Origin of the sequence: Dyella sp. 2HG41-7 (genome assembly GCF_021390675.1) — a bacterium.
Lineage (GTDB): Bacteria > Pseudomonadota > Gammaproteobacteria > Xanthomonadales > Rhodanobacteraceae > Dyella_B.
In genome coordinates this window covers 2,578,040-2,602,889 of the sequence record NZ_JAJEJV010000004.1, presented here as the reverse complement: position 1 = coordinate 2,602,889, position 24,850 = coordinate 2,578,040, and the positions used below count along the sequence as shown (strand labels likewise).

At 57.1% G+C, this 24,850-nt stretch carries 22 protein-coding genes; 9 read left to right on the top strand and 13 right to left on the bottom strand.

Annotation, left to right across the window (positions count from 1 at the left end):
* Nucleotides 1-259 precede the first annotated feature (259 nt).
* Nucleotides 260-526 (top strand): hypothetical protein, encoded by a 267-nt coding sequence (locus tag L0U79_RS12960; protein WP_233842689.1) that lies wholly within the window; start codon nucleotides 260-262, stop codon nucleotides 524-526.
* Nucleotides 527-628: 102 nt separating this feature from the next.
* Here the strand turns inward: L0U79_RS12960 and L0U79_RS12955 are convergent, their stop codons facing one another.
* On the bottom strand, nucleotides 629-1,624 hold the full coding sequence (locus L0U79_RS12955) for a polysaccharide biosynthesis/export family protein (RefSeq protein WP_233842688.1): 996 nt from the start codon (nucleotides 1,622-1,624) through the stop codon (nucleotides 629-631).
* A 496-nt stretch (nucleotides 1,625-2,120) separates the two neighbouring features.
* Between L0U79_RS12955 and L0U79_RS12950 the strand changes: the two genes are divergently transcribed.
* The 3 genes from L0U79_RS12950 (at nucleotide 2,121) to L0U79_RS12940 (ending at nucleotide 6,210) form a co-directional block, all read left to right on the top strand.
* Nucleotides 2,121-2,555 carry a low molecular weight protein-tyrosine-phosphatase gene (locus L0U79_RS12950; RefSeq protein ID WP_233842687.1) on the top strand — a complete coding sequence of 145 codons (435 nt, stop codon included), beginning with the start codon at nucleotides 2,121-2,123 and terminating at the stop codon, nucleotides 2,553-2,555.
* A 28-nt stretch (nucleotides 2,556-2,583) separates the two neighbouring features.
* The gene (locus L0U79_RS12945; protein ID WP_233842686.1) at nucleotides 2,584-4,794 is read left to right on the top strand and encodes a polysaccharide biosynthesis tyrosine autokinase; all 2,211 of its coding nucleotides are present in this window, start codon (nucleotides 2,584-2,586) and stop codon (nucleotides 4,792-4,794) included.
* A gap of 93 nt (nucleotides 4,795-4,887) precedes the next feature.
* Nucleotides 4,888-6,210 (top strand): oligosaccharide flippase family protein, encoded by a 1,323-nt coding sequence (locus L0U79_RS12940; RefSeq protein WP_233842685.1) that lies wholly within the window; start codon nucleotides 4,888-4,890, stop codon nucleotides 6,208-6,210.
* An 81-nt stretch (nucleotides 6,211-6,291) separates the two neighbouring features.
* Here the strand turns inward: L0U79_RS12940 and L0U79_RS12935 are convergent, their stop codons facing one another.
* From L0U79_RS12935 to L0U79_RS12900, 8 genes are all read right to left on the bottom strand, one after another.
* Nucleotides 6,292-7,494 carry a right-handed parallel beta-helix repeat-containing protein gene (locus L0U79_RS12935; RefSeq protein WP_233842684.1) on the bottom strand — a complete coding sequence of 401 codons (1,203 nt, stop codon included), beginning with the start codon at nucleotides 7,492-7,494 and terminating at the stop codon, nucleotides 6,292-6,294.
* A 211-nt stretch (nucleotides 7,495-7,705) separates the two neighbouring features.
* Complete coding sequence (locus L0U79_RS12930) at nucleotides 7,706-8,881, bottom strand: glycosyltransferase family 4 protein (protein WP_233842683.1); 1,176 nt, start codon at nucleotides 8,879-8,881, stop codon at nucleotides 7,706-7,708.
* Between the two features lie 35 nt (nucleotides 8,882-8,916).
* On the bottom strand, nucleotides 8,917-10,059 hold the full coding sequence (locus L0U79_RS12925) for a right-handed parallel beta-helix repeat-containing protein (protein ID WP_233842682.1): 1,143 nt from the start codon (nucleotides 10,057-10,059) through the stop codon (nucleotides 8,917-8,919).
* A complete protein-coding gene (locus L0U79_RS12920) occupies nucleotides 10,056-11,543 on the bottom strand; it encodes an asparagine synthase-related protein (RefSeq protein WP_233842681.1) in 1,488 nt (495 codons plus the stop codon). The genes L0U79_RS12925 and L0U79_RS12920 overlap by 4 nt, the downstream gene beginning before the upstream one ends.
* A gap of 189 nt (nucleotides 11,544-11,732) precedes the next feature.
* The gene (locus L0U79_RS12915; RefSeq protein WP_233842680.1) at nucleotides 11,733-13,226 is read right to left on the bottom strand and encodes an asparagine synthase-related protein; all 1,494 of its coding nucleotides are present in this window, start codon (nucleotides 13,224-13,226) and stop codon (nucleotides 11,733-11,735) included.
* Entirely contained in the window at nucleotides 13,223-14,212 is a 990-nt protein-coding gene (locus L0U79_RS12910) for an EpsG family protein (protein ID WP_233842679.1), read from the bottom strand. The genes L0U79_RS12915 and L0U79_RS12910 overlap by 4 nt, the downstream gene beginning before the upstream one ends.
* Nucleotides 14,213-14,290: 78 nt before the next feature.
* Nucleotides 14,291-15,220, bottom strand: coding sequence for a glycosyltransferase family 2 protein (locus L0U79_RS12905; RefSeq protein WP_233842678.1), 930 nt, complete (start codon nucleotides 15,218-15,220; stop codon nucleotides 14,291-14,293).
* 44 nt (nucleotides 15,221-15,264) lie between these two features.
* Nucleotides 15,265-16,425, bottom strand: coding sequence for an undecaprenyl/decaprenyl-phosphate alpha-N-acetylglucosaminyl 1-phosphate transferase (locus L0U79_RS12900; RefSeq protein ID WP_233842677.1), 1,161 nt, complete (start codon nucleotides 16,423-16,425; stop codon nucleotides 15,265-15,267).
* Between the two features lie 723 nt (nucleotides 16,426-17,148).
* On the opposite strand from L0U79_RS12900, the gene L0U79_RS12895 reads away from it, so the two are divergent.
* Nucleotides 17,149-18,048: a tetratricopeptide repeat protein gene (locus L0U79_RS12895; RefSeq protein WP_233842676.1), complete on the top strand. Its 900-nt coding sequence runs from the start codon at nucleotides 17,149-17,151 to the stop codon at nucleotides 18,046-18,048.
* Nucleotides 18,049-18,067: 19 nt separating this feature from the next.
* On the opposite strand, the gene L0U79_RS12890 is transcribed toward L0U79_RS12895, so the two are convergent.
* Nucleotides 18,068-19,783 (bottom strand): protein kinase, encoded by a 1,716-nt coding sequence (locus L0U79_RS12890; protein WP_233842675.1) that lies wholly within the window; start codon nucleotides 19,781-19,783, stop codon nucleotides 18,068-18,070.
* Between the two features lie 10 nt (nucleotides 19,784-19,793).
* Nucleotides 19,794-20,321 (bottom strand): FHA domain-containing protein, encoded by a 528-nt coding sequence (locus L0U79_RS12885; protein ID WP_233842674.1) that lies wholly within the window; start codon nucleotides 20,319-20,321, stop codon nucleotides 19,794-19,796.
* Nucleotides 20,322-20,617: 296 nt separating this feature from the next.
* Between L0U79_RS12885 and L0U79_RS12880 the strand changes: the two genes are divergently transcribed.
* Nucleotides 20,618-20,836 (top strand): hypothetical protein, encoded by a 219-nt coding sequence (locus tag L0U79_RS12880; protein ID WP_233842673.1) that lies wholly within the window; start codon nucleotides 20,618-20,620, stop codon nucleotides 20,834-20,836.
* A 368-nt stretch (nucleotides 20,837-21,204) separates the two neighbouring features.
* Nucleotides 21,205-21,822 (top strand): peroxiredoxin, encoded by a 618-nt coding sequence (locus L0U79_RS12875; protein ID WP_233842672.1) that lies wholly within the window; start codon nucleotides 21,205-21,207, stop codon nucleotides 21,820-21,822.
* A gap of 143 nt (nucleotides 21,823-21,965) precedes the next feature.
* Here the strand turns inward: L0U79_RS12875 and L0U79_RS12870 are convergent, their stop codons facing one another.
* A complete protein-coding gene (locus L0U79_RS12870) occupies nucleotides 21,966-22,316 on the bottom strand; it encodes a DUF3147 family protein (protein WP_233842671.1) in 351 nt (116 codons plus the stop codon).
* A gap of 292 nt (nucleotides 22,317-22,608) precedes the next feature.
* Between L0U79_RS12870 and L0U79_RS12865 the strand changes: the two genes are divergently transcribed.
* On the top strand, nucleotides 22,609-22,782 hold the full coding sequence (locus tag L0U79_RS12865) for a DUF1328 family protein (RefSeq protein ID WP_233842670.1): 174 nt from the start codon (nucleotides 22,609-22,611) through the stop codon (nucleotides 22,780-22,782).
* Between the two features lie 29 nt (nucleotides 22,783-22,811).
* Here the strand turns inward: L0U79_RS12865 and L0U79_RS12860 are convergent, their stop codons facing one another.
* Complete coding sequence (locus L0U79_RS12860) at nucleotides 22,812-23,396, bottom strand: DUF488 domain-containing protein (RefSeq protein ID WP_233842669.1); 585 nt, start codon at nucleotides 23,394-23,396, stop codon at nucleotides 22,812-22,814.
* Nucleotides 23,397-23,692: 296 nt separating this feature from the next.
* Here L0U79_RS12860 and L0U79_RS12855 point away from each other — a divergent pair, with 296 nt between their 5' ends.
* On the top strand, nucleotides 23,693-24,781 hold the full coding sequence (locus L0U79_RS12855; RefSeq protein WP_233842668.1) for a sensor domain-containing diguanylate cyclase: 1,089 nt from the start codon (nucleotides 23,693-23,695) through the stop codon (nucleotides 24,779-24,781).
* The last annotated feature ends 69 nt before the right edge of the window (nucleotides 24,782-24,850 follow it).

Genomic DNA, 24,850 nt, shown 5'->3' with positions numbered 1-24,850 from the left:
TCCGCGTTACGTACGTTCCACGAAGTCTCACTTACGTCGTCGCGGTTGATCGAACGCGCACGGGTAGGGCGCTTGCGTCCGGAAAAAATCGCTTCTTCGATGACGCGTCCGGGCGTGTAGCCCTAGATGCGGATTAAGCGTGCCAGTGCCTTCGCTGCGGTGCCCTCAGTTTCGCCAATTGTGGCATTTTTCTCTTGCTTTTATCGTAACGTTACAATAAATTCGAACCGCCAAAACCAAGCTGAAAAGGAGCGCCGCCATGGTTGACCCTCGCGATCCAGGAACGATTGCCATGCAGCTCACGCAGCGACCTCGTCGAGGTCGTCCACCCACCGGCAATGCAAAAACCGCAGCCGAACGCATGCGCGCATACCGCTCACGCCATGTGACGGTGAAATGCGATGTGCTTCGCTCGGTGATTTCGCAGTGCCAGGAAATTCAACAATTGCTGGAAAGCAACCAGGCGCTGCGCAATGAATTGGATGCGGCGTACGCGGAAATTGCGCGACTGCGTTCGGGCCAATAAAAAAGCCCAATAAAAAAAGCCCAATAAAAAAAGCCCAATAAAAAAGGGGCGCCGTATCAACGACGCCCGCAACCCGTTACTGCAGGAAACTAAATCGCTAGATCAAAGACCGCTGGTATTGCCGCTGGCGATCGCTGCCGTGCCGACCAGATTGGTCAGCGGAACCAGCTGGCCTAGGAAGCGGCTCCATTGCGTGATCGCTGCTGCGCCGACCCATACCACGTCGCCCGCTTGCACATGGAAGTTATCCGCCACCGCAAAGGCGGCTGGAGAACGTGCATTGAGGTGATAAACCGTCGCGGGGTTATGCGCAAGATCTTTGATGCCGCGAATGATGTACACCGACTTGCTGCTCGACGTGATCGGATTCAGTCCGCCGACGCGACCCAGTGCCTGCGTAAGCGTCAAATCGTCCGTTCTGAAATTGAGAGCCTGTGGGCGCAACACTTCGCCCATTACATAGATCTCTTTGTTGTCGTTGTAGGCCAGGAACAAGCGATCGCCAGGCTTCAGATAGATGCGTTGCTCGGCCGCCTTGCTCATCGTGTTCAGATCGAGGTGATAGTCCTGACCGTCGCGTGTCAGCACCAGGTCCGAGAGATCCGCGTGCGGAAGATCGATGCCGGCTGAGCCGATCGCTTGCGCGAGCGTCAACGGAATCGTGGTGGCCTGTTGCGGATCGCTCTTGCTAAACGCACCCTGAAGGGTGATGAGCTGACTGCCGTAACTGGTAACCGCCACGTCGACCTGCGGATGCGGAACGAACGAAGTAAGCCTGCTGGTCAGCTCCTGGCGCAGCTGATCCACGGTCATGCCCGCGGCTTTCACCGTGCCAACGTAGGGATAGAACAGCGTGCCGTCAGAGCGCACCAAACGACTGTTGGCGCTGGCTTGCTGTTGCGAGCCAGCAGGAGCCGTTAACTCTGGGTGATCCCAGACGGTGATGTACAGCATGTCGCCGGGACCGATCCGATACGACTCGGGCTGATAGCTCAGCAATTCCTGCGGAATGGGCTTGGGCTGGTCCATGGGCTGGCTTGCCAACCAATCCGGCGTGATATCGACCATTTGAACATGGCCTTTCTCTGCGCTGTTCATGGACATGTGCTGCCCGGGGACGGCGGCGCATCCGTTCAGAACAAGAGTTATCGAAACTGCCGCCACAACAAACAATGTTTTCATGTGAACTCCACATGGCGTTGGGATGTATTGCCATTGGCATCTAACAGTGACACCTAACAAAGGGCGATGAATGCTGAATATAAAAAAGCAGAAAAAATTTCGAATCGGCTACGTTTGTTTAATTAATTAAAGCGCCCTCCACCGTTAGTGCGTCGTAAATGAACCATAGTCAGCCGTGAGATTTTTTCGTCACGTGTGTGTAGAAAATGTCTTGTCGATTGGAACATTTTGAAAAATCCATGCGGTTTTGACGGATGACGTTCTATAACTTCAACCTGCGTCGATAAGCGGCGAAGCATTTGTTCACGAATCATGCAGGTACGGAAAGAGGTACTAGAAAAGAAATTCGCGGAAAAACTGCGCAAAGCGACGTCGCTTTGCGTGAAAGCAAACCTATGGAGTAATCGCCTACGTGTTCAAACATGTCTTGATCGTCTGCATCGGAAACATCTGCCGGAGTCCTACGGCGGAGTTCCTGTTGCGACATCGACTGAAGGATCGCGACATACGCGTCAGCAGCGCCGGGTTGAGTGCAGCCGTGGGTCATCCCATGGAAGACAACGCGATGCGCATCTTGAAAGAGCGCGGCATCGATGCGGCGGATCATCGTGCGCGTCAGTTGTCGCCGTCGATGCTGCGCGAAGCCGATCTTGTGCTGGTGATGGAACGCGAACACTTGGCGGCCGCATCGAGGATGGCACCCGAATCCAGCGGCAAGTTGTTTCTTCTGGACAAGTGGCGCGAAGCCGAAGATGTTCCTGACCCCTATCGGAGAACGCGCCAAGTGTTCGATCACGTGTACGACATGATCGAGCGAGGCGTTGATAGTTGGATTCGTTATTTATGAATGCATTTGACCGTTTGAGGAGCGGTGTATGACAACCAAGCAGACCTTCGCAACACGCGACGACGATATAGACCTGCGGGCATTGCTAGGCACGCTTCTCGATAACAAGTGGCGTATTTTCGGGATAACCATCGTGTTCTTCCTGGTCGGCATTTTGTACGCCGTGCTTGCGCCGCCGATTTATCAAGCCAGCGCCTCGGTGCAAGTCGAGCAGAAAGCGCCGACCTTGCCGGGCATGGACGATCTGTCGCAGACACTGGGCATTTCGACTTCGCAGGCCGTTACCGAAATTCAGCTCCTGACTTCCCGTGCAGTGGTCGGTCAGGCGGTCGAGAATTTGCGGTTGGATATCGAAGCGACGCCGAAACGCCTCCCGCTTTTCGGCTCCTTCCTGGCGCGCGAGTTCGCCGCCGATCATCCGGGACAGTTGGCATCGCCGCTGTTCGGCCTGAGTCGTTACGACTGGGGCGGCACGCAGGTGAACGTCAATCAGCTTGACGTGCCGGCCGATCTGCTGGACGAAAAGCTGCTGCTTATCGCGGGCGACAACGGCGCTTACACGTTACAGGATCCGGACGGAAACATACTCGTAAACGGACACGTCGGTCAGTTGGTTACGCAGAACGGCGTCAACGTCGACGTGAAGAGCATGCAGGCCAATCCGGGTGCGCGCTTCCGCGTGGTACGCCATTCACACATGGATACCATTGCGAAGCTGCAGAAGGATATCGATGCCGAAGAGCAGGGCAAAGATTCGGGCATCATCGCGCTGACGTACAACAACCTCGATCCGATGCTTGCGACCAATCTCCTGGATCAGGTCACGTCGTTGTACGTTCGTCAGAACGTCGACCGTAGCGCTGCGGAAGCTGCGAACAGCTTGAAGTTCGTGCGCGAGCAGTTGCCGAAAGTGAAGCAACAATTGGAAGGCGCGACGCAAGCGTTGAATCAGTTCCAATTGCGCGAGCACTCCGTCGACATCAGCATGCAGACGCAGTCTTTGCTCGATCAGAATGTCACGATCGATACCAACCTCGAGCAGCTGCATTTGCAGATGGCCGACGTGCAAAAGCGCTTTACGCCGGAGCATCCGGAATACAAGGCGCTGCAGAAACAGATCAGTCAGTTGGAAGGTGAAAAGGGCGCGCTGGACCACAAGATCGGTCAGCTGCCGAATACGCAACAAGAGCTGCTCAAGTTGAGCCGCGACGTCACGGTGACGAGCCAGACGTACACGAATCTGCTCAATCAAGCGCAGCAACTTGATATCGCGCGTGCCGGTACGGTGGGCAACGTTCGCGTGATCGACCAATCGGCCGTGAATCTCGCCAAGCCCTGGTGGCCGCGCCCGATTTGGGTGATTCCGGGCGGCGCCGTGTTGGGTTTCCTGATCGCGCTGGCGTTTATCTATCTGCGTCAGCTGTTGAGCCGCGGCATCGAAGATCCAGTTGTCATCGAGCGCCTTGGACTGCCGGTGTATGTGTCCATTCCGCTGAGCGACATGCAGCGCAAGAGTGGTCTTCGCATCGGTCATCGCCATTCCGCCAGTGGGCGTCAGCATTTGCTGGCGGTGAATTCGCCGGCGGATATGGCGACGGAAGCGTTGCGTAGCCTGCGCACGAGTCTGCACTTTGCGCGCATGGAGACGAAGAACAACGTCCTGATGATTTCCAGTGCGAGCCCGGGCGCAGGTAAGAGCTTTGTCGCGGCGAACCTTGCCGTGGTGATGGCGCAGGCAGGTCAGCGCGTGTTGCTGATCGATGCCGACATGCGCAAAGGTCTGCTCCATCGCGCGACCGGCGGTCGTCCTGAGAACGGTCTGTCGGAACTGATCTCCGGTCAGATCGACGCCAGCCAGGCCATTCGCACCATAAACGGTGTAAGTCAGCTGATGTTTATCTCGCGCGGCAAGATTCCGCCGAATCCGTCCGAACTGTTGATGCACAAAAACTTCAACACGCTGCTCGAATCGCTGCGGCCGCGCTACGACCTCATCATCATCGATACACCGCCGGTGCTTGCGGTGACCGATGCGGCCGTTATCGGCAATCACGTGGGTACGAGCTTGTTGGTGGTGCGTTTCGGCATCAATCAGGTGCGCGAGATCGCGTTGGCCAAACAGCGTCTTGAGCAAAACGGCGTGCCCATCAAAGGAGCGATCTTCAACCTTGTTGAGAAACGCGCCGCGGGCTACTACGCCTATGCTTATTACGCCTATGCGCCGACCTCCAAGGTCTAACCATCGCACCATGGGAATCTGCCGCTTGCCGGAAGCGAAACATTCGCTTCCGGCAAGCGCAGGCGCATACCAACCTGTTTGGATATCGGCTGGGTGAACTCTTCGACATCTGCGATTCCCTTGTTAGGGCGACTGCCACAAGGATGGCGTAACGCGTTAGGCGCCATCTCTATATTGTGGATCTGCACCGCATTGGGTGCGGGATTGGCGTTTCTCACGCAGGCCTTGCTTGCGCGAGAACTTGGGCCCTCTGAGTACGGACTGTTTGCATCCTCGCTCGCCACCATCACGATGGTGGCGCCGCTGTCGGGATTCGGCTTGCCGCAGTACTGGCTGCAGGTTTACGGCGTCGAAGGATGGCAGGGCAATCGCTGGCTGCAGCCTTCGTTGCGCTTTATCGCCGGCAGCACAGCGCTCACTCTGGTGCTTGTTATCTCGTGGACATTCGTCGGCGCGACACCTGATGCAAAACCTATTTTGCTGTTGTTGACGCCGGTGGTTCTCGGCTTGCTGGCCGTGAATCTGATCAGCAGTCAGTTGCGTCTGGAAGAACGCCATGTCGGCATGGCGCTTTGGCAATTGATGACGCCAGGCACTCGGTTTGTGATTACCGCAGCGTTGATGCTTCTGCCGACGTTGGACGGGCGCATGGTCGCAGTCGGATATAGCGCGATCGCGGTGGGCGCCATTTTTATAGCGTTGCCGCGGTTGCTCGCGATGATGCGCGGCGGCATTCATTTGTACGGGCACGGACCTCGACCCGCTGATCTGGTGCTGGAGCGATCGCCGAGCGTGGCGCGCTTGTGGTCGCAGGCATGGGCGTATGGCCTGGAGGCAACGCTTTATCCGATTTTCTTCCAGGTCAGCACGGTAATGTTGAAGTATTTGGGCGGTAATGCTCAGGCGGGTATTTTTGGCATTGCCTTGGGCATCATGACTGCTATTTATCTGATTCCCGCGACGGTCTATCAGAAATTTCTCTTATCGAAACTGCATCGCTGGGCGGCGCACGACACCGAGAAATTTTGGAAGGTTTATAAGCACGCCAATATCGCCATGCTTGCCGCAGGCGTGATGATCGGGCTTGCCCTTGTCGTGGTTTCGCCGTGGATCGTGCCGATTATTTTCGGTGCGAAGTTCCAGGCGGTGGTGCCAGTGTTGACCGTCTTGGCGATTTGCGTTCCCGTGCGCTTTCTCTCGACGGGTGTCGCTTCTGCGCTACTCAACGAAACGCATATGCGTTATCGCGTCGTGGTGATGGGGCTGAGTGCGGTGGTCGTGGTCGCGTTCAACGCGCTGCTCATTCCCAGGTACCACGAATTTGGCGCTGCGATCGCTACGGTGATCGGCGAAGGCTCGCTGCTTTTGGGGCTGGTTATCGGCTTGCGCAAGTATCACGCAAAAGCGCGGACTTAAAAGCGTAAATCGGCGCTAAGCGATTGCCTCAAAAAAAATGCCGTGCGGGAGATCGAGGCGGCAACCCGCACGGCAGTTTCATCACTTCATCGGAGAAATCGTGTTACCGGACTGCGTGACATTCGTCGCCGTGGTGGCGATCGTGATGTCGCGCGGCACCCAGCCTTCAGTGAAGATCGACACGTTGTGCGCGTAGAACCAAGCATCGCCGTTGTAGGTGATGGTGTTGTTCTCGAGAATCGTGCTGTCGCTGACGCCCGCAATATCCACACCGAACAGGTAGTTCTGGATCAGGTTGTTGTTGGTGATCGTCAGGTTGGTCGAGCCGCTGGTGAAGGCGCCGTAGCCCTTATTGTTCTGCGCGGTCGAGCCGGTCAGCGTCACGTCGTTCACGTTGGCGTGAATTTCAAGACCGTTGCCGACGTTGTTCGACAGCGTGTCGTTTTCCAGGCGGACATGATTCACGTTGCCCTGGATATCCGGCTCGATATCGATACCGGCCTGGGGCGAAATGCCGTTGGAGCTGGTGAAGCTGCTGTTGACCACATACAGCTGGGTCGACGGCGCAATCGTCAAACCTTGACGACGATTGTTGGTGGCATTGACGTTGTTGAGCGTGACATTCGTCGAAGGCACAACCGTCGCGCCCGAACCGGTGCCGCCGACCAGAATGCCGTCGCCCCAGCTGTTGGACAGGTTGATGTCGTGCACGTAGACCGTGCTCGAACCTTCGATGTTGACGCAGTAGCCCCATTGACCCGTGGTGCCCGTGTGGCCAACGCGCTCACCGACAATGTTTCCGCCGGCGATCTCGACGTTGTTCACATTCCAGGCCTTGATCACCCAGGAGCGATCGGCGCTGTTCGGAATGGCTTTCAGCGTCGCCGTGCTCTGCATGCTCAGTCGCATATTGGAGCGCAGCTTGATGCCGACCAGTGCATTGATCATGTACGTGCCTGCCGGCACGGAGATCACGCCGCCGGTAGAGGGCAGGGCGTTGATCGCGGCCTGGAAGGCGGCGGTGTCGTCGGTCACGCCATTGCCCGTCGCGCCCATGCTCTGCACGTTGATGACCGTGCTGCCCACCGTAATGACCGGCGTCGGATTCCACCAGTTGGTCGCGGAGGCGGGCAGAGCCGCCATCGACAGCGCCAACGATGCCACGATGCCGGTCAGAAGCTTTTTACGGCGCGCTTTCGTTAAGTTAATGTTGTTCGACGTCGCAGCGTCGAAGCCTTGAAGTAGGTTCCCCTGTGCGCCTTTCAGCGCAGACCTGTTTTTCACGTTTGGTACCGCCTCGTTTGTGTGAACTGCGAGGCTAAGGTGCGTCATCAATGTGTGAAATAGCAAATGTGAAAACGTGTTTTTGCTCGCAATTTCACGAGGTTTTCGCGTCTCGCTAATTGCTGAAACGAGACGTGAAAATCTTCACAATCATGAACGACTTGGTCGTTTGGACGTCTATTTCAGATCGACGTCGTCGCGCGCGGGTGCGCTAGAGCGTGGTGCGAAAGCCCGCGTAAATGGCGTCGGTCGGGTCTAGCAATTCGGCGTAGACGTCGAGCGTTTTCTGGATGACGATCCGTTCGTCGAAATCGGTCGTCGCGCGCAAACGCGCTTGATGCGCGAGCTTCCGCAGCAACTCGCGATCGTCGTCCAGCTGCACGATGCAATGCGCGAGCGCGCGTGCATTGCGTGGTTCGACATGCAAGCCGTCGACGCCATGTTGCGTGACGACTTCGCGGCAACCGGGGAGATTGGTCGTAACGATCGCGAGTCCGGAAGCGGCGCCTTCGATCAAGGATTTCGGAACGCCTTCGCGGTAATAGCTCGGCAAAGCCATCACATGTGCGGTGCTCAACAAGGCAGGCATGTCGTCGACATGACCAAGCCATTGAATAAGGCCTTCATCCGACCACTGTTGCACTTGCGTTTTTTGGATCGAATGCGGATTGCCTTCGTCCGGTGTGCCTGCGAGCAGAAATTCGACGTCGCGTCCCCATTGTCGAAGCAGGTTGGCTGCTTCGGCGAATTCCTCGATGCCTTTCTCGCGAAGAAGTCGCGCGGCAAGAATAACGCGGAGTCGTTCCGTATGACCTGGTGTTCGAGGCTTGGGTTGAAAGCGTGTCGTGTTGACGCCCGAACTGCGAATAAGGCGAATGCGATCTGGGGATGTCAGTCCGGCCGATTCGAACGCTTCCGCATCGTCGGGGTTCTGCAAAATCAGCAACGAATTCGGGTTATTGAGCGCAAGGCGGAGCAACGACTTGACGATCGGTCGCAGTACACGGGCCTTGGTAGTATGACTGGTAAATACGTAGCCCATGCCGGCCACCGCATTGACGGTGGCCGGTACGCGAACGATGCGCGAAGCGATCGCTCCGTACACCGCGCACTTCAACGTGAAATTGTGCAGAAGATCGGGCTTTTCGTCGCGCAGCACGCGAATCAATTGGTGCAAGGTGACGGCTTCGCGCGCAGGATTCAGGCTCGCCCGATCCATCGTAGACAATGGAACCCAGCGGCAACCGTGTTGCGCAAAGCGGCTGCCAAAGTTTCCAGGCGGCGAGATCATGACGACTTCGTGCCCTTCGGACAGCAGGCGGCGCGCCGTCGAAAGACGGAAGTTATAGAGATACCAATCAGTGTTGGCGAAGAAAGCAAATTTCATCTAGTCGATTCCGAGGCAGAGGGGGAATGCCAACGCTAGAACTTGTTGTTCGATAGATTGACGTCGCTGGTGCCGGGATCCACGCGCAGATCGGTCTTGTGTTGCGCAGGATTTCCGCTGGACGAAGACGTAAGCGCCTTGGCGGCGTTATGAACGTAACGCGTGCTATTGCCGGTCAGGGTATTGCCGGTCGCTTGTACGTGGCTGGTCTGGCCCGCAATGGTCAAGCCGACCAGTCCGTTTCCGGTAAAGGTGTTGTTAGTGATCGTAAGTTGCGACGGGTTGTCCGCCGTCATCAGGCCGTAACCGGCGTTGCCTTGGAACGTGCAGTTCTTGATCGTGACGCCGCTGACGTTGTAATGGATTTCCATGCCGGTGCCGTGATTGTTGGAAATCGTGCATGTGTCGATCGTGATATTGCGCGCAAAGCCCTGCGCCTGCGGTTCGATATCGATACCCGACTCGGGCTTGGTGCCGTTGCTGCCGCTGAATGTGGAATTTTTGATCACCACGCCATCGACTGGTCCGATGGAAAGGCCCTGCCGACGATTGTTGATGGAGATGACGTTGTCGATCGTCACATCGGTCGACGGCGTGGCGTTATGGTCAGGACCGATCGCGCCGATCCAGATGCCGTCGCCCCAGCAATCGGAGATATGCATGTTCGACACATACACATGATTGGAAGCTTGGATATTGAGCCCATAGCCCCATTCGCCGCCGACGCCGCTGTGTGCATTGCGCTCGCCGACAATGCGTCCGCCGGTGATGCGCACATTGGTGCAGTTCCAAACCTTGATCACGTGCGAACGCGGCGAGTTGTTGGGAATCGCCGTAAGCGTCGCCGTGGGCGCCAACTGGAAAAGCATGTTCGAACGCAGGTTGATCGCGCGCATGGCGTCGATAATGTAATTGCCCGGTGGCACCGAGACGGTGCCGCCGCTGCTTGGCAGCGCTTCGATGGCCGCCTTGAAGGCGGACGTATCGTCGGTCGTGCCGTCGCCCTTGGCGCCTTTGTCGCGAACATTGATCACTGGCCCGCTCGTGCTCTGCCATCCCCATGTGGTTCGTGGCAGCGCCCAGGCCGACAGGGCGATAGGCGGCAACGCCCACAGCGAGCAACGGAGAAAGTTGCGGCGTTCGGAAGAAACAAGATCGAAAGAAGAATTGCTTTTCATGTAATGCGCTCCACGTGGGTCAGCACGCTCGACTTTGCCGAGCCGTGCATGCGGTTCAACAGCCAGGGGAGCGTGATGGCGAGCAGGTAAAACTTCGATGCGAAATACTTGTTGTAAAGATGATTGCGATGGGATTCGAGCCACGGCAGCGCGCCGGGCAACAACGATTGCGCCTGCCTGGCGAAGTCGTGGACTTGTTCGTAGCGTTGTTGCGCAAGACCGCGCAGATCGAACCGGAAAGAGCCCTTTGCCTTGACGTATGGCAAATCGTCGAAGTATTTGGCGATGTGCTGCCGCATCAACACCTTGTTGACGCCGCCCGAACCGATCAACAGCTCGTTGGGAACATGATTGAAAATCCAGTCGCGAAGCTGTTCGTTGCAATAGGGGAAAACCAGTCGCAAAGACATGGCTTTGGTGGCGTACATGCCCTTCGCCATATTGGCGGCTTCGTTGATGATAAAGGCGATGCGACGAACCGCTTCCGACGAATCGGCTGTGGCGATTTCGTTGCGGAAAGTTTCGATGCGCTGACGCGAGCAGGTCGAAACTTGCCACCCGAACAATTCGTCGACTTCGCTGTCGCTGAAACGGGAGCCGGGGAAGTAGCGTTCGAACTCGCTCATTTGCAACGTGGCCAGTGCATAACAAAGCTTGAAGCTGCGGCTGACGACGCGCGATTTGAAGATGCTTTGCGGAAGACGAAGGCCGCGTGCGAACAGCGCCAGAATCCGTTCCCGGCTGTGTAGCGGCGTTCCGAAATACTGATCGGCTCCCAGGGCGTCGATCACGCCATCGCCGTGATGCAGTCGAATCTCAGTGGCCAAGTCTGCGTAAGACAGCAAAGCAAAGTCCGCGGTCAGCAACGGCATCCGCGGAACCATCGCCAAATACCGGTCGTAGGCTCGGCCTGGATGGCATACCAGTGCTTCATGACGAAGCCCCAGTTGGCGCGCGACGTGTCGTGCCGAGGCGACTTCGTTTTCTTCGCGGCCGCCAAGATACGTCAAGCAATTGGTATCGGGCCTGACATCGGCGACGGCGATCGCCATCGACGTGGAATCCTTGCCGCCGCTTTGCAGCAACCAAGGCGATTTTATTTTGGCGGTGGTATTTCTTACCGCATCGCACAGCAGTCGGTGATAAGTCTCCAACAACGCGTCGCCATCGACGGACGCGACGGTCGGGCGCGATGCTGCGAGCGCCGACTGAAACGGATATTGAAATTGAGGATTCTCATACATGTCTTGCGTGGGGTTGAAACCCGACGCGGCCACTTTCACATTCCGATACACGGAGTGCGGTGGGTAGACGAAGGAGTTTCTCAGCAGGTCGGCGATCGATACGAGATCGAGCGGCGCTTCGACATCCGCCATCTCCTCGAGTGGAGAGAAGTCCAGCTCCTGATAAGGAGACGTATTGACCTGAATACGCGATCGAGCAAACGTATGTCGAATTTTATTGGGCAGTATGGCGGAAGTCATGAAATCACCAAGTGCGTTGTTCGGCAGAAGGTGTTAGCGCAAGCGGCCATAAAGCTTTTGTGCTTCAACCACGAATTGCGCAACAGCTTGTAATGATGTGATTCGTCGGCGATTTCGTGGCTGCATTCGCGTGGAAGCAACAGTGCACGGTCTGCATGACACGTTTTCGCCCGGATCTTGGTCTTTCGGTCATAAGGCGGCGTGCTCGTCGATGACATCTTTTCGAGCCGTTGCGGTAGCGTGCAGGCGGTCGAGCAGCCACGGAAGGATCATGGCCAGCAGATAGAATTTCGAAGCGAAATACTTGTTGTCGAGACTGTTGCGGTGCGTTTCCAGCCACCGCGGCGCCCCAGGCAGCAACGACTGCGCCTGAAGCGAGAATGCATGAACCTGATCGAATCGCTGTCTGGCGAGGCCGCGCAGATCGAAGCGGAAACAACCTTTGGCCTGAACGTAAGGAAGCTGCTGAAAGCGCTTGGCGATATATTGGCGCATCACAACTTTGTTGAGGCCACCTGGCCCGATCAGCTGATCGTCCGGAATGCTGTGGAAGATCCAGTCGCGGAATTGCTTGTCGCAATACGGATAGGCAAGCCGCAGGTGCATCGCTTGCGTCGCATACATGCCCTTGGCCAAATGGGCGGATTCACCGACCACCAACGAAATGCGTCGCACGGCTTCCGCCGATGCGGCAGAAACGATGTCGTTGTGGAACGTCTCCATCCGCTGGCGCGAATAGTTGGAAACGCGCCACCCGAACAGCGCGTCGACCTCCGAGTCCGTAAAACGCGAGCCTGGGAAATAGCGCTCGAATTCGCCCATCTGCAGCGTCGATAGCGCAAAACAGAGTTTGAAGCTGCGATTGATCAAGCGAGACTTGAACAAACTCTGCGGCACGCGAAGATTGCGCGCCAATAGCGCGAGGATGCGGTCTTGCCGATGCAGCGGAACGCCAAAATACTGATCCGACCCGAGCGCGTCGATGATGCCGTCGCCACGTTGCAGGCTTACTTCGGTCGCCAGGTCCACATACGACAAAGCAGCGAAATCGGCCGACAACAACGGCATGCGCGGCAATATCGCCAGGTAGCGATCGTATGCGCGGCCTGGATCGCATACCAACGCTTCATGACGAAGGCCGAGCTGGTGCGCGACGAATCGCGCCGATGCCACTTCGTTTTCTTCATTGCCGCCGAGATACGTCAGGCAGGTGGTATCCGGGCGAACGTCGGCGAGCGCAATCGCCATCGATGTCGAATCTTTGCCGCCGCTCTGCAATAGCCACGGCGACTTGATGCCAGCCGTCGTGCGCGCTACCGCGTCGCACAGCAATTGATGGTAGGTGCTGACCAGCGTGTCGGTGTCGATGGCGTCGGCTGGCGGGCGCGATTCCGCCAGGGCGGACTGAAACTGGAAGTGAAAAATCGGGTTTTCGTGCATGTCCTGCGCAGGATCGAAACCCGTCGCCGCGATTTTCACGTCACGATAGATGGTGTGCGGAGGATAGACGAACGCGTTCCGCAAAATATCTGCAAGGGATACGAGATCGAACGTCGATGCGTCGGGATGGCAGTCGCTGACCGACGAGAAATCCACCTCGCCGTCGTTCGGCGAGGTATTAATTTGAATACGCTTTACAGCTTCAATAGGCGCATCCCGGCACTCACTGAGCGACGCACTCATACAATCACCTGGTTAGCTACGTAATAGAAGAAGACGACGCTGGAAATAATGAAGCCGCCACGCAGTAATATGGGGTTGCGCAGTATCGATATGCGGCTGTGGAAGAAGATGGCGGCGACCATCATCGACGCGGCCAAGTAAGACGACAAAAGGTAGCGGTTGGAGAAGTTGCCCCAGCCCAGTACGAAGAAGGGCAGGAGCATCACAAGGTACACGGCCGTGCTGTCTTTGATGCGCGTGCTATAGGGCTTGCGCACGATGCTGTTCAGCATGAACGGAAGTGCGTACCAGAAGATTGAAAACACGGCGAAGTCGATACGGACGCCGGATTTGTATTTGGCGCCGAGGCTGTAATCCATCACCGCGTTGTAGATGAAGGGAGCCACCGCGCGCACCACGATCTGGGTCACGCCGGTGCAGTAGGCGATAAAAGCTACGATTGCCGCGATGCGCAGCAGCTTCAGATTGACCAACAACAACGGCGCGAACGCGAGATAGAGGAGCGAGGAATAGTGGAAGCTCGTCGCGATAACGCCGTAGATAAAGAACGAGCGCCATTGCCGTTGATGAAACGCCAGCAGCGCCGTAAATACGGGAAGCGCCGCGAGTCCTTGTCGAACCGCGTTGATCGACGCATTCACGAACATCGGCGATATAAGCAGGAACATCAAGCATGCGACGAGGAACGTCAGATAGCCGCGGGTGCTGCCTAGATAGTCGAAGTACTTGCGCGATGCGATCGCCGCCATCAAAAGCAGGATGCCGAACAGGATCGACTGATACGCCTCGACGCTGAAGCCGCTGAGGCTCAGCACGCGAGTAATCAACAGGAAGCCCGGCTCAAAACGCGTGCTGATCGGGCCGCCGCGAATTTCGTGGAAGAAACCGGCATAGACATAGGTGTCGGTACCCACATCGATGCTGCGGCTGCCGACCACGATGTCCACAAAGAGGCACACCGCTACAATCAGCATCAGGCTCAGCATCGACCGAGCATTGGTGGTGATGCTCGATGGGCGGGAATATTCGACGTACGGTGTCACGGTGTTCATAGCTCTATCGCGTCAGGCATTGTGTCTGGCGAAAAATAAGCCGGCATGACGTCTTTTGAACGTCAACGCACGGCGACGCGCATAGCGAATCAGGCTGAAAACATCCATGATTTTCCATTGCCACCAACTAAGTAGGCCTTGTTCATGGAGCGTTTTGCGAACGTCGTTCGCCGCCTCGAACATCGCGGCCAGGTCGCCACTGAGTCCGCCGGCGCCGAAAGGCGGTTTATGCCATGAAGCGAGGATTTGATTGATCTTGGCGCAGCGATAGCCGTTGAGCAGGATCTGCGCCCAGAGCATGAAGTCCTCCGCGCGTCTGCGCCGTTCGTCAAAACGGAACGGGAGATCGCGGCGAAGGATGATGGACGCTGTTGGAAACGGGCTGCGCAGCATCATCAGATGATTGGGAAACACGCGGACGTTCAGCGGGTAGTGCAGCGTCGGCGCTGGCGCAGTTCGCGATTGGACGTTCATGTCGTGCGCGATCAAAGCGATTTGAGAATCTTCTTCGATCGCGTCCATCTGCAACGCCAACTTTTCCGGATGCCAGCTGTCGTCGGCATCGAGAAACGCAATCCACGGTTGACTGGCTTTTTCCCAGCCCTTGTTGCGCGCCGCAGATGGGCCCGCATTGCGCGCTAGCGCAATGACCTTGACCCAACCGGGTGCATAGCGGGATGCGACTTCATGCAAACGCTTCAAGGTATCGTCGGGACTTCCGTCATCGACGAGCAATACTTCTGCAGGCAACACTTGTTGTGCGGCGACCGAGGCGACTGCGCCTTCGATGGTGTCGACACACCGATAGCAAGGAACGACGACGCTCACCGGCGCTGTGTGGCCTTGCCGCGATTCATCGAGACGATGCGGCGCCGACGATGCGACGGTGTAGATGGGAGGCACCGTCGTTTGTGGTTGTTTCTGGCGATCTATGGAAACCATGCGTTTGCTTCCCGGGTATTTGCCGCGCCGCCTTGTGAAACGCATCATTGTTTGGACGACCCCGCAGCCTTGCGCTGAGTCTTCTCGTCATCTTCTTTGTAGCTGCCGCCGACGACGGAAGCATTCAATTGAGCGACCATTTGCGGCGGTTGCATCATCGGCTTAAGCGCTGGCGCCGTAGCAGCTGCAGAGGCTTTGCGTGCCCGTTGAGCGCGATAGATGCGACCCACTAGGGCGATATAGATGATCGAGAGCGCCACGAACGTAAGCAGGTTGCTTCCCGGCGCCAGATGACGCGTAAGCGTGCCCATAAAGACCAAGGAAACCGCGAGGCCGACTAACAGCACCAACGTGGTATGCGGTCCGAAGCCAGCATCCATCATGATGTGATGAATATGGCCGCGATCGGGCTTGAACGGCGACTTGCCTTCGCGCATGCGCCGCACCATCACCGACAATGTATCGAGCACAGGCAGTGCAACGCACCAGAGCACATCCACGGTCGATAGATTCGGTTGCGCCTGTTGGCTGATATGAATGAGCGTCCACGCCAAGAAGTAGCCGACCATGACGCTTCCCGCATCGCCCAAGAACACCTTGCGACCGATCAGATCGAGGTTGGCCGCAAGATCCGGCAGCAACGCGGCGGCGAGCAACAAGAGAAGAATGATGCTGTGCCATTGCGAGATGCCTTGGAACACGCTGATCGCGCCGATACTTACCAGAGTCAGCATGCCGGCCAAGCCGTCGATGCCGTCCATCATGTTGAAGGCGTTGAGCAGGCCGATCACCGCGATCAGCGTGACCGGAATGCCAAACATGCCGAGTTCGAGGTTGTAACCGAAGAGATGACCGAGCGTATGCACGTATACGCCGGTGAGATAAATCATGGTGAGTACGGCGGCTGTCTGCACAAGCAGTCGCGCACGCACGCTCAAGTCGAAGCGATCGTCGAGCGCGCCGGTCAGCGCGAGCACGGCGCCCGTGCCGAGCAATGCATTCGTAAACAGGAGCGACTGTCCTTCGAAACACATGCTGACGATGACGCCGAAGAACGCGGAAAGACCTCCGATCAACGGAATGTTTCCGACATGGCGTTTGCGCTCATCGGGTTTGTCGACGAGACCGATCGATTCTGCGTGGTGGTAAAGCAGAATCATGGCTGCTGCAGAGGACAACACAGCGATGGCACATAAAAAAAGCATGGGGTATTGCATGGATTCTCCCGACTACACGGTTTTCACATGTAGCGCGATGGCCCCTGCCGCCTTCGCGGGCTCTGCGCGACGGCGCAGTGCTTAGTAATCGATGCTAGGGGCTGCGCAGTGTATGTGGCGTTAAGAAACGTGCGTAATTACGCAAATTTTCATTCAATATTGTGATAGCGAAATTTATGTAGTACGTGATTGTCCAGTGAATATTTTTGACGCTGCGAGGACGCTTCCATGCTTGCAAATGTTTCCGCGGCGGCATTGTTGTAAAAACGAATGCATGGTTCAGATGAAATTTCTCGACGCGCTGAATCGTCCATTCATGAATGTGTGCAATCGTCACGACGAGCGAAAAACACATCTGGATTTCGAGCGCGTTTTCGAAGGCGCAACGCGTGAAAAAACACGTCGCACACACCTAAATGCACGAATGCCGTCGTGAAGCTTTCGCGTAAATTGAATCGGCGAAACGAACGTGCCGTAGCGGAAAATGACTTTCAGTCGTGCATGCGCGAACGGGTGGCGTCCTGCTCAAGAAAGGCTTAAGCATGCTGGCCACCGGCCGATAAGGCTCTTCACGCGTTCTAGTTGAGCTTGCGAGTAAATTCCCGCAAGCTCCGGATGCAGACAACTTGGTTTGCGTAAGCCGCTCAATCGGCGGTCGAGCCGAGGCTCGGTCAGGGGAAGGAAACAACTTTGCGTACGAAAGACCGCCGTATGGCACTTCGTTCTTCAAGACTCGCACTATCGCTATGCGTGCTCGGCCTCGTGGGCGGCTGCGCAAAGGTCACCATCGACAAGAAAGAGGGAAGAGAGCCTGCACGGGTTGCTCCTACGGAGCAGAGCGTTTCCAGTAGGGTATCCACAACGCAGACCTCGCTTTCTTCGATCGTCAATCATGATCTGCAGAACGGGCGATATCAGGAGGGGGAGCAGGCGCTGAAGCGCTATCTGCAAGATCACCCAGGTGATCGCACGGCGGAGCTCTATCTTCGCCAGCTTCAAGAAGATCCCAAGCAAGCGCTCGGTGCGGCTTCGACGCCGCATGTCGTGCAACCTGGCGAGTCGTATAGCACCTTGGCTGCGAAGTATCTTGGCGATCCCAACCTGTTCCTGGTGTTGGCGCGATACAACGGCTCCACGAATCCATCGAGGATACGAACCGGTTCGTCGCTGCAGTTGCCAGCGCGAGCGAGCGGCAATGCGGTTGCATCAACGCCCGTACAGCCAGCACCGTCGCAGACGGTCGCGCCACCTGCTGTTGCCGCCGTCGTCAGCACGCCGCCCATTGGTTCGCCTAGACTTCGCGCCGAACAGTTGAAGAATCAGAGTCTGGCGCTTTATCGCTCGGGTCATCGCGATCAGGCGATCAATGTTTTCGATCAGGCGTTGTCGCTCAATCCGCACCTAACATCGTCGGATTCCGCATTTCCAACATTGAGCCACGATTGGATCGCCAAATTGCACCAGCAGGCGATGGTGTTCTATCTGGATCAGCATTTGGATCAGGCTATCTCGCTGTGGGATCGGATTTTGGAAGTCGATCCCACGAACGAGCCGGCCACCATCTATCGCGCCAGGGCCGTGGAACTCAAATCGCGTTTGCAGCAGTACTGACGCGCGTTCGAGCAATGCGTCAGGCTGTTTCGTTCGTATCGGGCAGACGCAAAATCTGGGTCGGCTGAGAGGAAGTGTCGTGACTCGGTGTCGTCGAGCGAGCTGCCGGTACATGGTGCGGCGGATTCGTTTGCTCGGCGCTCAATGTTTCGCCCATCAGATTGAACGACGCGAACAAACGACCCAGTTCGTCGCGACGGATAAGCCGGATGCGATGCTGATAGTCGCCACGCGCCATGCGCAGCAATGCCGTGGAAAGAATATCCAGCGCGCCGCGCAGGCGCCTGAAAAGCCAATAAGCGGTCAACAGCACGGCGGCAAGCGTGGTCAGCATCACGACGCCAAGCACCCACAGCGCCGTATTTTGCGCCGCTTGCAGCGGCGTTTCGCTGACGCCTAGGCGCAGCTTGCCCACGGTCTTCGTTTGGTAGCGGATGGGCACATCGAAGACGAGCGAGCTTTGCGTGCCATGAACGCCGCTTACATGCGATTGGTAACTCGCAATGTCGTGAGGCAGCTGGTCCGTTGCCTTGTCGGGTGCGGCGGCCAACGGCTGACCGTCTTCGTCGGATTGCGTGCTGGCGATGACTTTTCCATCGCGATCGGCAATCGCCAGATAATCGATCTGCTCATTGCGTGCCACGTCTTCGACCAGCGCATGGGTGGCGGCGCGATCTTGCATCACGATATTTTCGGCGGCATCGCGCGCAATGATTTGCCCCAGCGAGCTTCCGAAATCTTGTGTCAGACCGGTCACCGCGACATGCTGCTTGGCGTAAATCGCCAGCATGCCGAGCAACAGCGCAACGACAACCGTGATGCCCAGCGCACCGGCCCAGCGTATGCCCAGCGATTGCAAGCGCGGATGCGGTGAATCTTCCAACGAGCGCTCGTAGCTGCGCCGCGCCAGGCGCAAATCTTCGACGACTTCTTCGCCGGATTGATAGCGATCATCGGGCGAGGGTGCCATCAGCGTGCGGATGATATCGATCAATACCGGTGGCGTCGCCGGATCGCGCGGTTTGATGGGCGGTTCGGGTAGCCGTCGCCGTTGTCGGACGAGACGCTCCACGTCGCCGGTATACGACCAGGGCAGGCGACCGGTGACCAGCCAAAAAAGCAGTACGCCAAGCGAATACAAGTCGCTGCGCGGATCGGCGCGCTTTCCTTGCAGGCGTTCGGGCGACATGTAGTTGGGCGTGCCGCCGATTTCCTTCGCCTCCGCAACGATCGGCCGAGGGCGCGTCGTTCGGCGTTCGGCAATGCCGAAATCCGCGATCTTGGCGTAGCGCCCACCGTCGATCAGCATCACGTTGTCCGGCTTGATGTCGTGATGGATCACGCCTTGGGTGTGCGCATAGTGCAATGCGGACGCAAGTTGGCTGGCGAGTTCGAGAATCATGGTCGCCGAAGGCGCGCCTTTTGCCTCCACATAGGAGGTCAGCGTTTCGCCAGGCAATTGCTCCATCGCGATATACGGGCGACCGTCCTCCGTTTCGCCGGTATCGAATATGGTGACGATATGCGGATGCGTAAGATGCCCGGCTGCGCGGGCTTCCACTAAAAAGCGCTTTCGATAGCCGGGGTCGTCGACGAAATTGTCATGCAGGCATTTGATCGCGACCCGACGTTGAATCTCCAGATCGAAGCCGGCGTACACCATCGACATCGCGCCCTCGCCGAGGATGCCGTCAATGCGATAGCGACCAATGGTGTTGGGCGTGGTTTGGCTCATGCGCGTACGGTTAGAACCACCACCATATCAACCCGGCGATCGCGGCCACGCCTAACAGCGTAACGATGCCGTACAAGTAGCGCCGGATGTACTGCGAGCGGTATTCGCGCGTGAGAAACGCAAATTCGGTCTGACCGAATCGCACGCGATCGCCGTGGGCAAGCACCGTCTCGTGAATGCGTTTGTCGTTGACGAAGGTGCCGTTGGTGGAAAGCGTATTCATCAGCACATAGTGGCCGTGCTGATTGATGATCCACGCATGCGTCGCTGAAACGCTGGGGTCGTCGATGACGATGTCGTTGTCGTCGCGGCGGCCGATGGTGCGGCGCCCTTGGCGCAACAAATAACGGCGGCCTTTGAACTCGCCGCGCACGCCTTCGAGTACGGGCTCATGGGTGGACGCGCGACCGTTCGAAACGGGCGTGTCGTCCAGCGCGAGTTGTTGGATCTGTGCAACGGACAGCAATTGCGTGCCTTGCGGGCCCGCACGGCGTTTGCCGCGACCTTCCGGCTGCGGCTGGCCAGTGTTCATAGACATCTTCAAACCCCCTGTTACGAGCGAAACTATAGCGAAATTGCGAACAATTGGAATATCGCGTCGAGGGTTGGTCATCGCGCTCGCCTCGTATTTACAGCGATCGATACGCAGTCCGGTGTGAATATCCACCGTTAATGCGCATATCGAGGGGCTAATGGCGGATTTAGTTTAGTAATTGCCGGGTTGGCGTTAAGGAGTCGTGTAAAGCGATGCAGTGGCGTGTGGGCGGGAAAAGCGATAACGTCAAGGTCTCCATCCGCCAGCGATGGCCGTTTTTCGGGCAGTGAGAAACGTCTATGCATACTCGCATCAAACCCACGGCGACGGTTTATCCATGCCGATACCGCGCGCAGTCTGTCGACGTAAAGGGCGACGCCTCATGCGTGTGGGTCACCTGGGAAGTTATCGAGCGCGAACACTTTCGTCCCGATGGTTCGCTAGTCGCCGACTTCTCGCAGCCGCGCGAAGTCGATCCGGCGCAAGTGAAAAATCATCGCTATATCCCCGAACCGTAAGCTTGTCGCCTTCGTTCTCATTTGAGAACGGAATGGCACATCACCCGACTATCGGCGCGTGCGAAGGATGCATGCATACAGATCGATGCGGGCCGTCAGTTTGTCTCGCTCGCGTCCGTGGCGCCTCTAAAATGAAAGTGGCGCGCATGGGACATCGTTTGCCCGACGCCTGTTGCCGGGAGCCTCGATCCATCGAACAGTGATAGGCCCATTGGTTGCATTGGCGCTCCCATAAAACCTAAAACCGGAAATGCGGCACTAAGGCACTGAGGGTTTCTGTTTCGAAATCAAACGCGACCCTGTAAGCGAACGTTCGGCTCGTCCCCCCGGGCCGCATGACACATCCTATTAAAGAGAGGAAAGCAGGAATGAATAAGCAATTGATCGGGCTGGTTTCCGCAGGCGTCGTAACGGCGGCGCTGTCCTTCGCCACGCCGACCCTGGCTGCGGCGTTGGGCCCCGGCACGGCGGCGCCGGATTTCACCGCCCAAGCTAGCCTAGCCGGCAAGGCCTTCACCTTTTCCTTGAAGGATGCGCTCAAGAAGGGACCGGTCGTGGTCTATTTCTATCCGTCCGCTTATACCGGCGGGTGCGATATCGAGGCGCATACATTCGCCTCCAACAAGGAGAAATTCGATACCGCGGGCGCAACCATCATTGGCGTATCGGAAGACAGCATTCAACGGTTGAATACTTTCTCAGCCGATCCGAAATATTGCGCTGGAAAATTCCCAGTGGCCTCCGACGCGACTGGTAAAATTGCTACGTCGTATTCACTTAAAACGGAAGCGGCGCAGGCCGGCGTAACCGACGTGCGCGGCGTCGCGATCGATCATGGGTTTATCGAGCGCACCACCTTTGTGATCGACCGCGACGGGAAAATCGTGGCGACGCTTTCTTCGGAGGCCGATCATATTCATCCCGAAGATCACGTGAAAAAATCGCTGGCTATTGTGCAGAACCTCAAGGCCGGCAAAGCGCCTTAATTGCATCGCCAAAATCGGGACGGGCGGCGTGCATAGCGCCGCCCGTTTTGCTTTCCGGAATCATTAGCACAACGGGATCGTCGACAAGGCTATACAGTCGTGCGCAGGAGAGGGCAGGCGTTCGAAGTGAATGCGCTTCTTTCTTAAAGAAGCTTGATGCCGAACGGCCGCACGGCTATCGCGAATAACCCGAATGACGTCACAGTAATCAATGCGCTCAAGCCAAGCGCCGGCCAGAAGCCGAATCGCTCAAGCAGTCGTGGAAATGCCAGAAACATGGGCAGCGTCGGAACCACGTACCAAAACGTATACCAGGCATGATTGGAGATTTTCGACGTCGGTTGTTTTTCGATATGCAGCCAGGTCAACGCAAGCAATGTCACTAATGGCAGCGATGCCAAAAGTGCGCCCAATCGATCGCTGCGTTTGGCCAGCTCCGATACCGCCACCACAATCGCGGCGGTAATGAGGTACTTGGTAATAATCCAAGGCATGGCGCATCCCCGGTTCGATTTGCCGCACTTTACCGCACGCTGACGCGCATAGATATTTACAGTGCAATTTATTGACGGTCTGGCAACGCCAAGCGCGTAAAGCTGTCTTCGATCCTTGGCAAAAGGCAGCGCGAGCCAAGGGCGCATGTGGACGCTCGTTGGCGGCAAAGAAAGCCGCTAAAACAAGCATGAGAAGACGTTAATCAAGATCAGACGATAGTTCGAACACGATGCGTTAACCGTGCGAGTGTCAAGTATTGGGTCGTATCAACGATCAATGCGGGAGAAAATCATGCTGTATTGGGCTTTAGTATTTCTTGTCATCGCCGTCATCGCGGCCGTGCTCGGTTTTGGCGGTATCGCCGCGGGCGCGGCAAGTATTGCGAAGATCATCTTTATCGTCTTCATCATTCTTTTCGTGCTTTCGTTGATCTTCGGCAATATTCGCCGGGGACCGAGGCCCTGATGCGCGACAGCGCGGTGCGAAAAAAGTCTCTAACGTTCGGTGCGCGGCGCGGAGATTTCCGATTTCTCGTCTTCGGATTCGACCGCCGGATAGGTCAAGGTTTCGCCGTCAGTGCGATGGGCGGCTACCGTAAGTTTGGCCGGCTCGATGCTTCCTGGGCTCATCAGGTGAAACACCTGTTGGCCCTCGGCCAACAGGTAGTCGGCGATGATGCGCCGATGGCAACGCCACCAAAGCGTTTCGGCGCACATCACCGCGCAACGCCGCCGCCGACCGAGTTCGCGCAAGTGCGCCAAGCCAGCGTGAAAGTCGTCGCTCATCGCGTAATCGGCGTAATTGTGGAAGCTTTGATTTTCCCAAAAGGCGTTGACGTCTTGGGGTACGCTGCGACTTTTGGGTCGCAGGCCGCCGAGTGCCGCGACGTGTTCGTAGCCGATGTGAAAGGTCGTCAGCGAATGGGGCAGGGAATCGGCGTTGTACTGCGGATTGGTGCGTGAGCGCGGCACGGTTCGCACGTCGACCACCATGCTTATGTCTTCGGCTTGAAGCATGCTCACGAATTCGGCGAGAGGGCGTGTCGCATGTCCAATCGTGTAGAACGGGATGCCGGTCATGCTGGGTTCTATCGGTTCTGAACCCTCTTATTGTGAACGCTCGCCGGTGAAGGTCTTGCAGTGCAAGGAATGTTGGCATCGAAAGGTTGGGGTGGTTTCCCAGAAGGGGACAAGGCGAGGAATCAAGCGCTTATTGCGGCATGGATCTAAGTGAAAAACATATATATTTCAACGAAATATATGATTTATTTAGAGTGATTGTTATTCGGGGGCGTGGGGACAAAGCGCTCCGACCGAAGGGTGGCGCCGCAGAGCGAAGCCAGTGCTTCAAGGCCTAGCGAAAACCGCCGATATCCATGCATATGAATCGCGTTATCTCCACGTCTGTTCCATCCACTTTTCTGGGCGCCTTGGTCGCTACCCTCGGCCATGCGCGCACGTTGGAAGCGTTGGTTCGCCCGCTGCTTGAGCTGCTGCAGTCGGCCACCGGCATGGAATCGACCTATGTGACCAAACTGGATGAATCGGCAGTTGTTCTCCAAGTGCTCTTTGCACGCAACAGCAATCGTCTGACCGTGCCGGAAGGCTTGTCCGCGCCGTGGGAAGAGACGCTTTGTAAACGGGCTTTGGATGACGACCGGTTCTATACCGATGATGTCGCCGGATATTGGAGCGATTGCGCCGTGGCGCGCACGCTGGGCATGGTCACTTTTTTGACTGCCCCGATTCGCGGAAAAAACGGCGAACTTTTCGGTACCCTCTGTGCGGCAAGCGACGAGCGCAAACCGCTGTCCGATATGGCGAACCATGTGCTGACGCTTTTCGCGCAATTGATCGCTGCGCAGATCGAGCGCGATAAATTGATGGCGGCACTGCACGAAGCCAATCATTCGTTGGCGGCAACGGCGTTGACGGACGCGGTGACGCAACTGCCGAATCGTCGCGCCCTGCTCGATGAAATGCAGCGCCGTCTGGCGTCACATCGGGACGAGCAGGCATTGATCGTGGCCTTTATCGACTTGGACGATTTCAAGCCGATCAACGATCGTTTCGGCCACGATATCGGCGATCAATTGCTGCAAACGGTAGCGAAGCGATTTCGACGCATGTTGCGCGATGGCGATATGGCCGCGCGTGTCGGCGGCGACGAATTCGTGGTGCTGGCCGTGGAGCAGCGAGAGCGCGCCGCTGAGGCCGCCTCGGCATTGTCGCGACGGTTGGAGGGCGCAACGCGGGGGCGCTTCAAGCTGGATTCGGTGCTGATCGATTACGACGGTGCGAGTGTTGGCGCGGTCGTAGCGGAACTGCATTGTTCCAATCCTCAAGAACTTCTGAATCGCGCGGACGAGGCGATGCATGCCATCAAGCGCTCGCGTAAACATCACGCCGCCTTGCCGGCTTCATCCATCGCCATCGCTCGCTACGCCTGGCCTGTTATCGAGTAATGCCAACCGTCGGCACATCTCTTCGATCTTTCGCTCGACACTTGTGCAATTGTCATACAATATGATGGG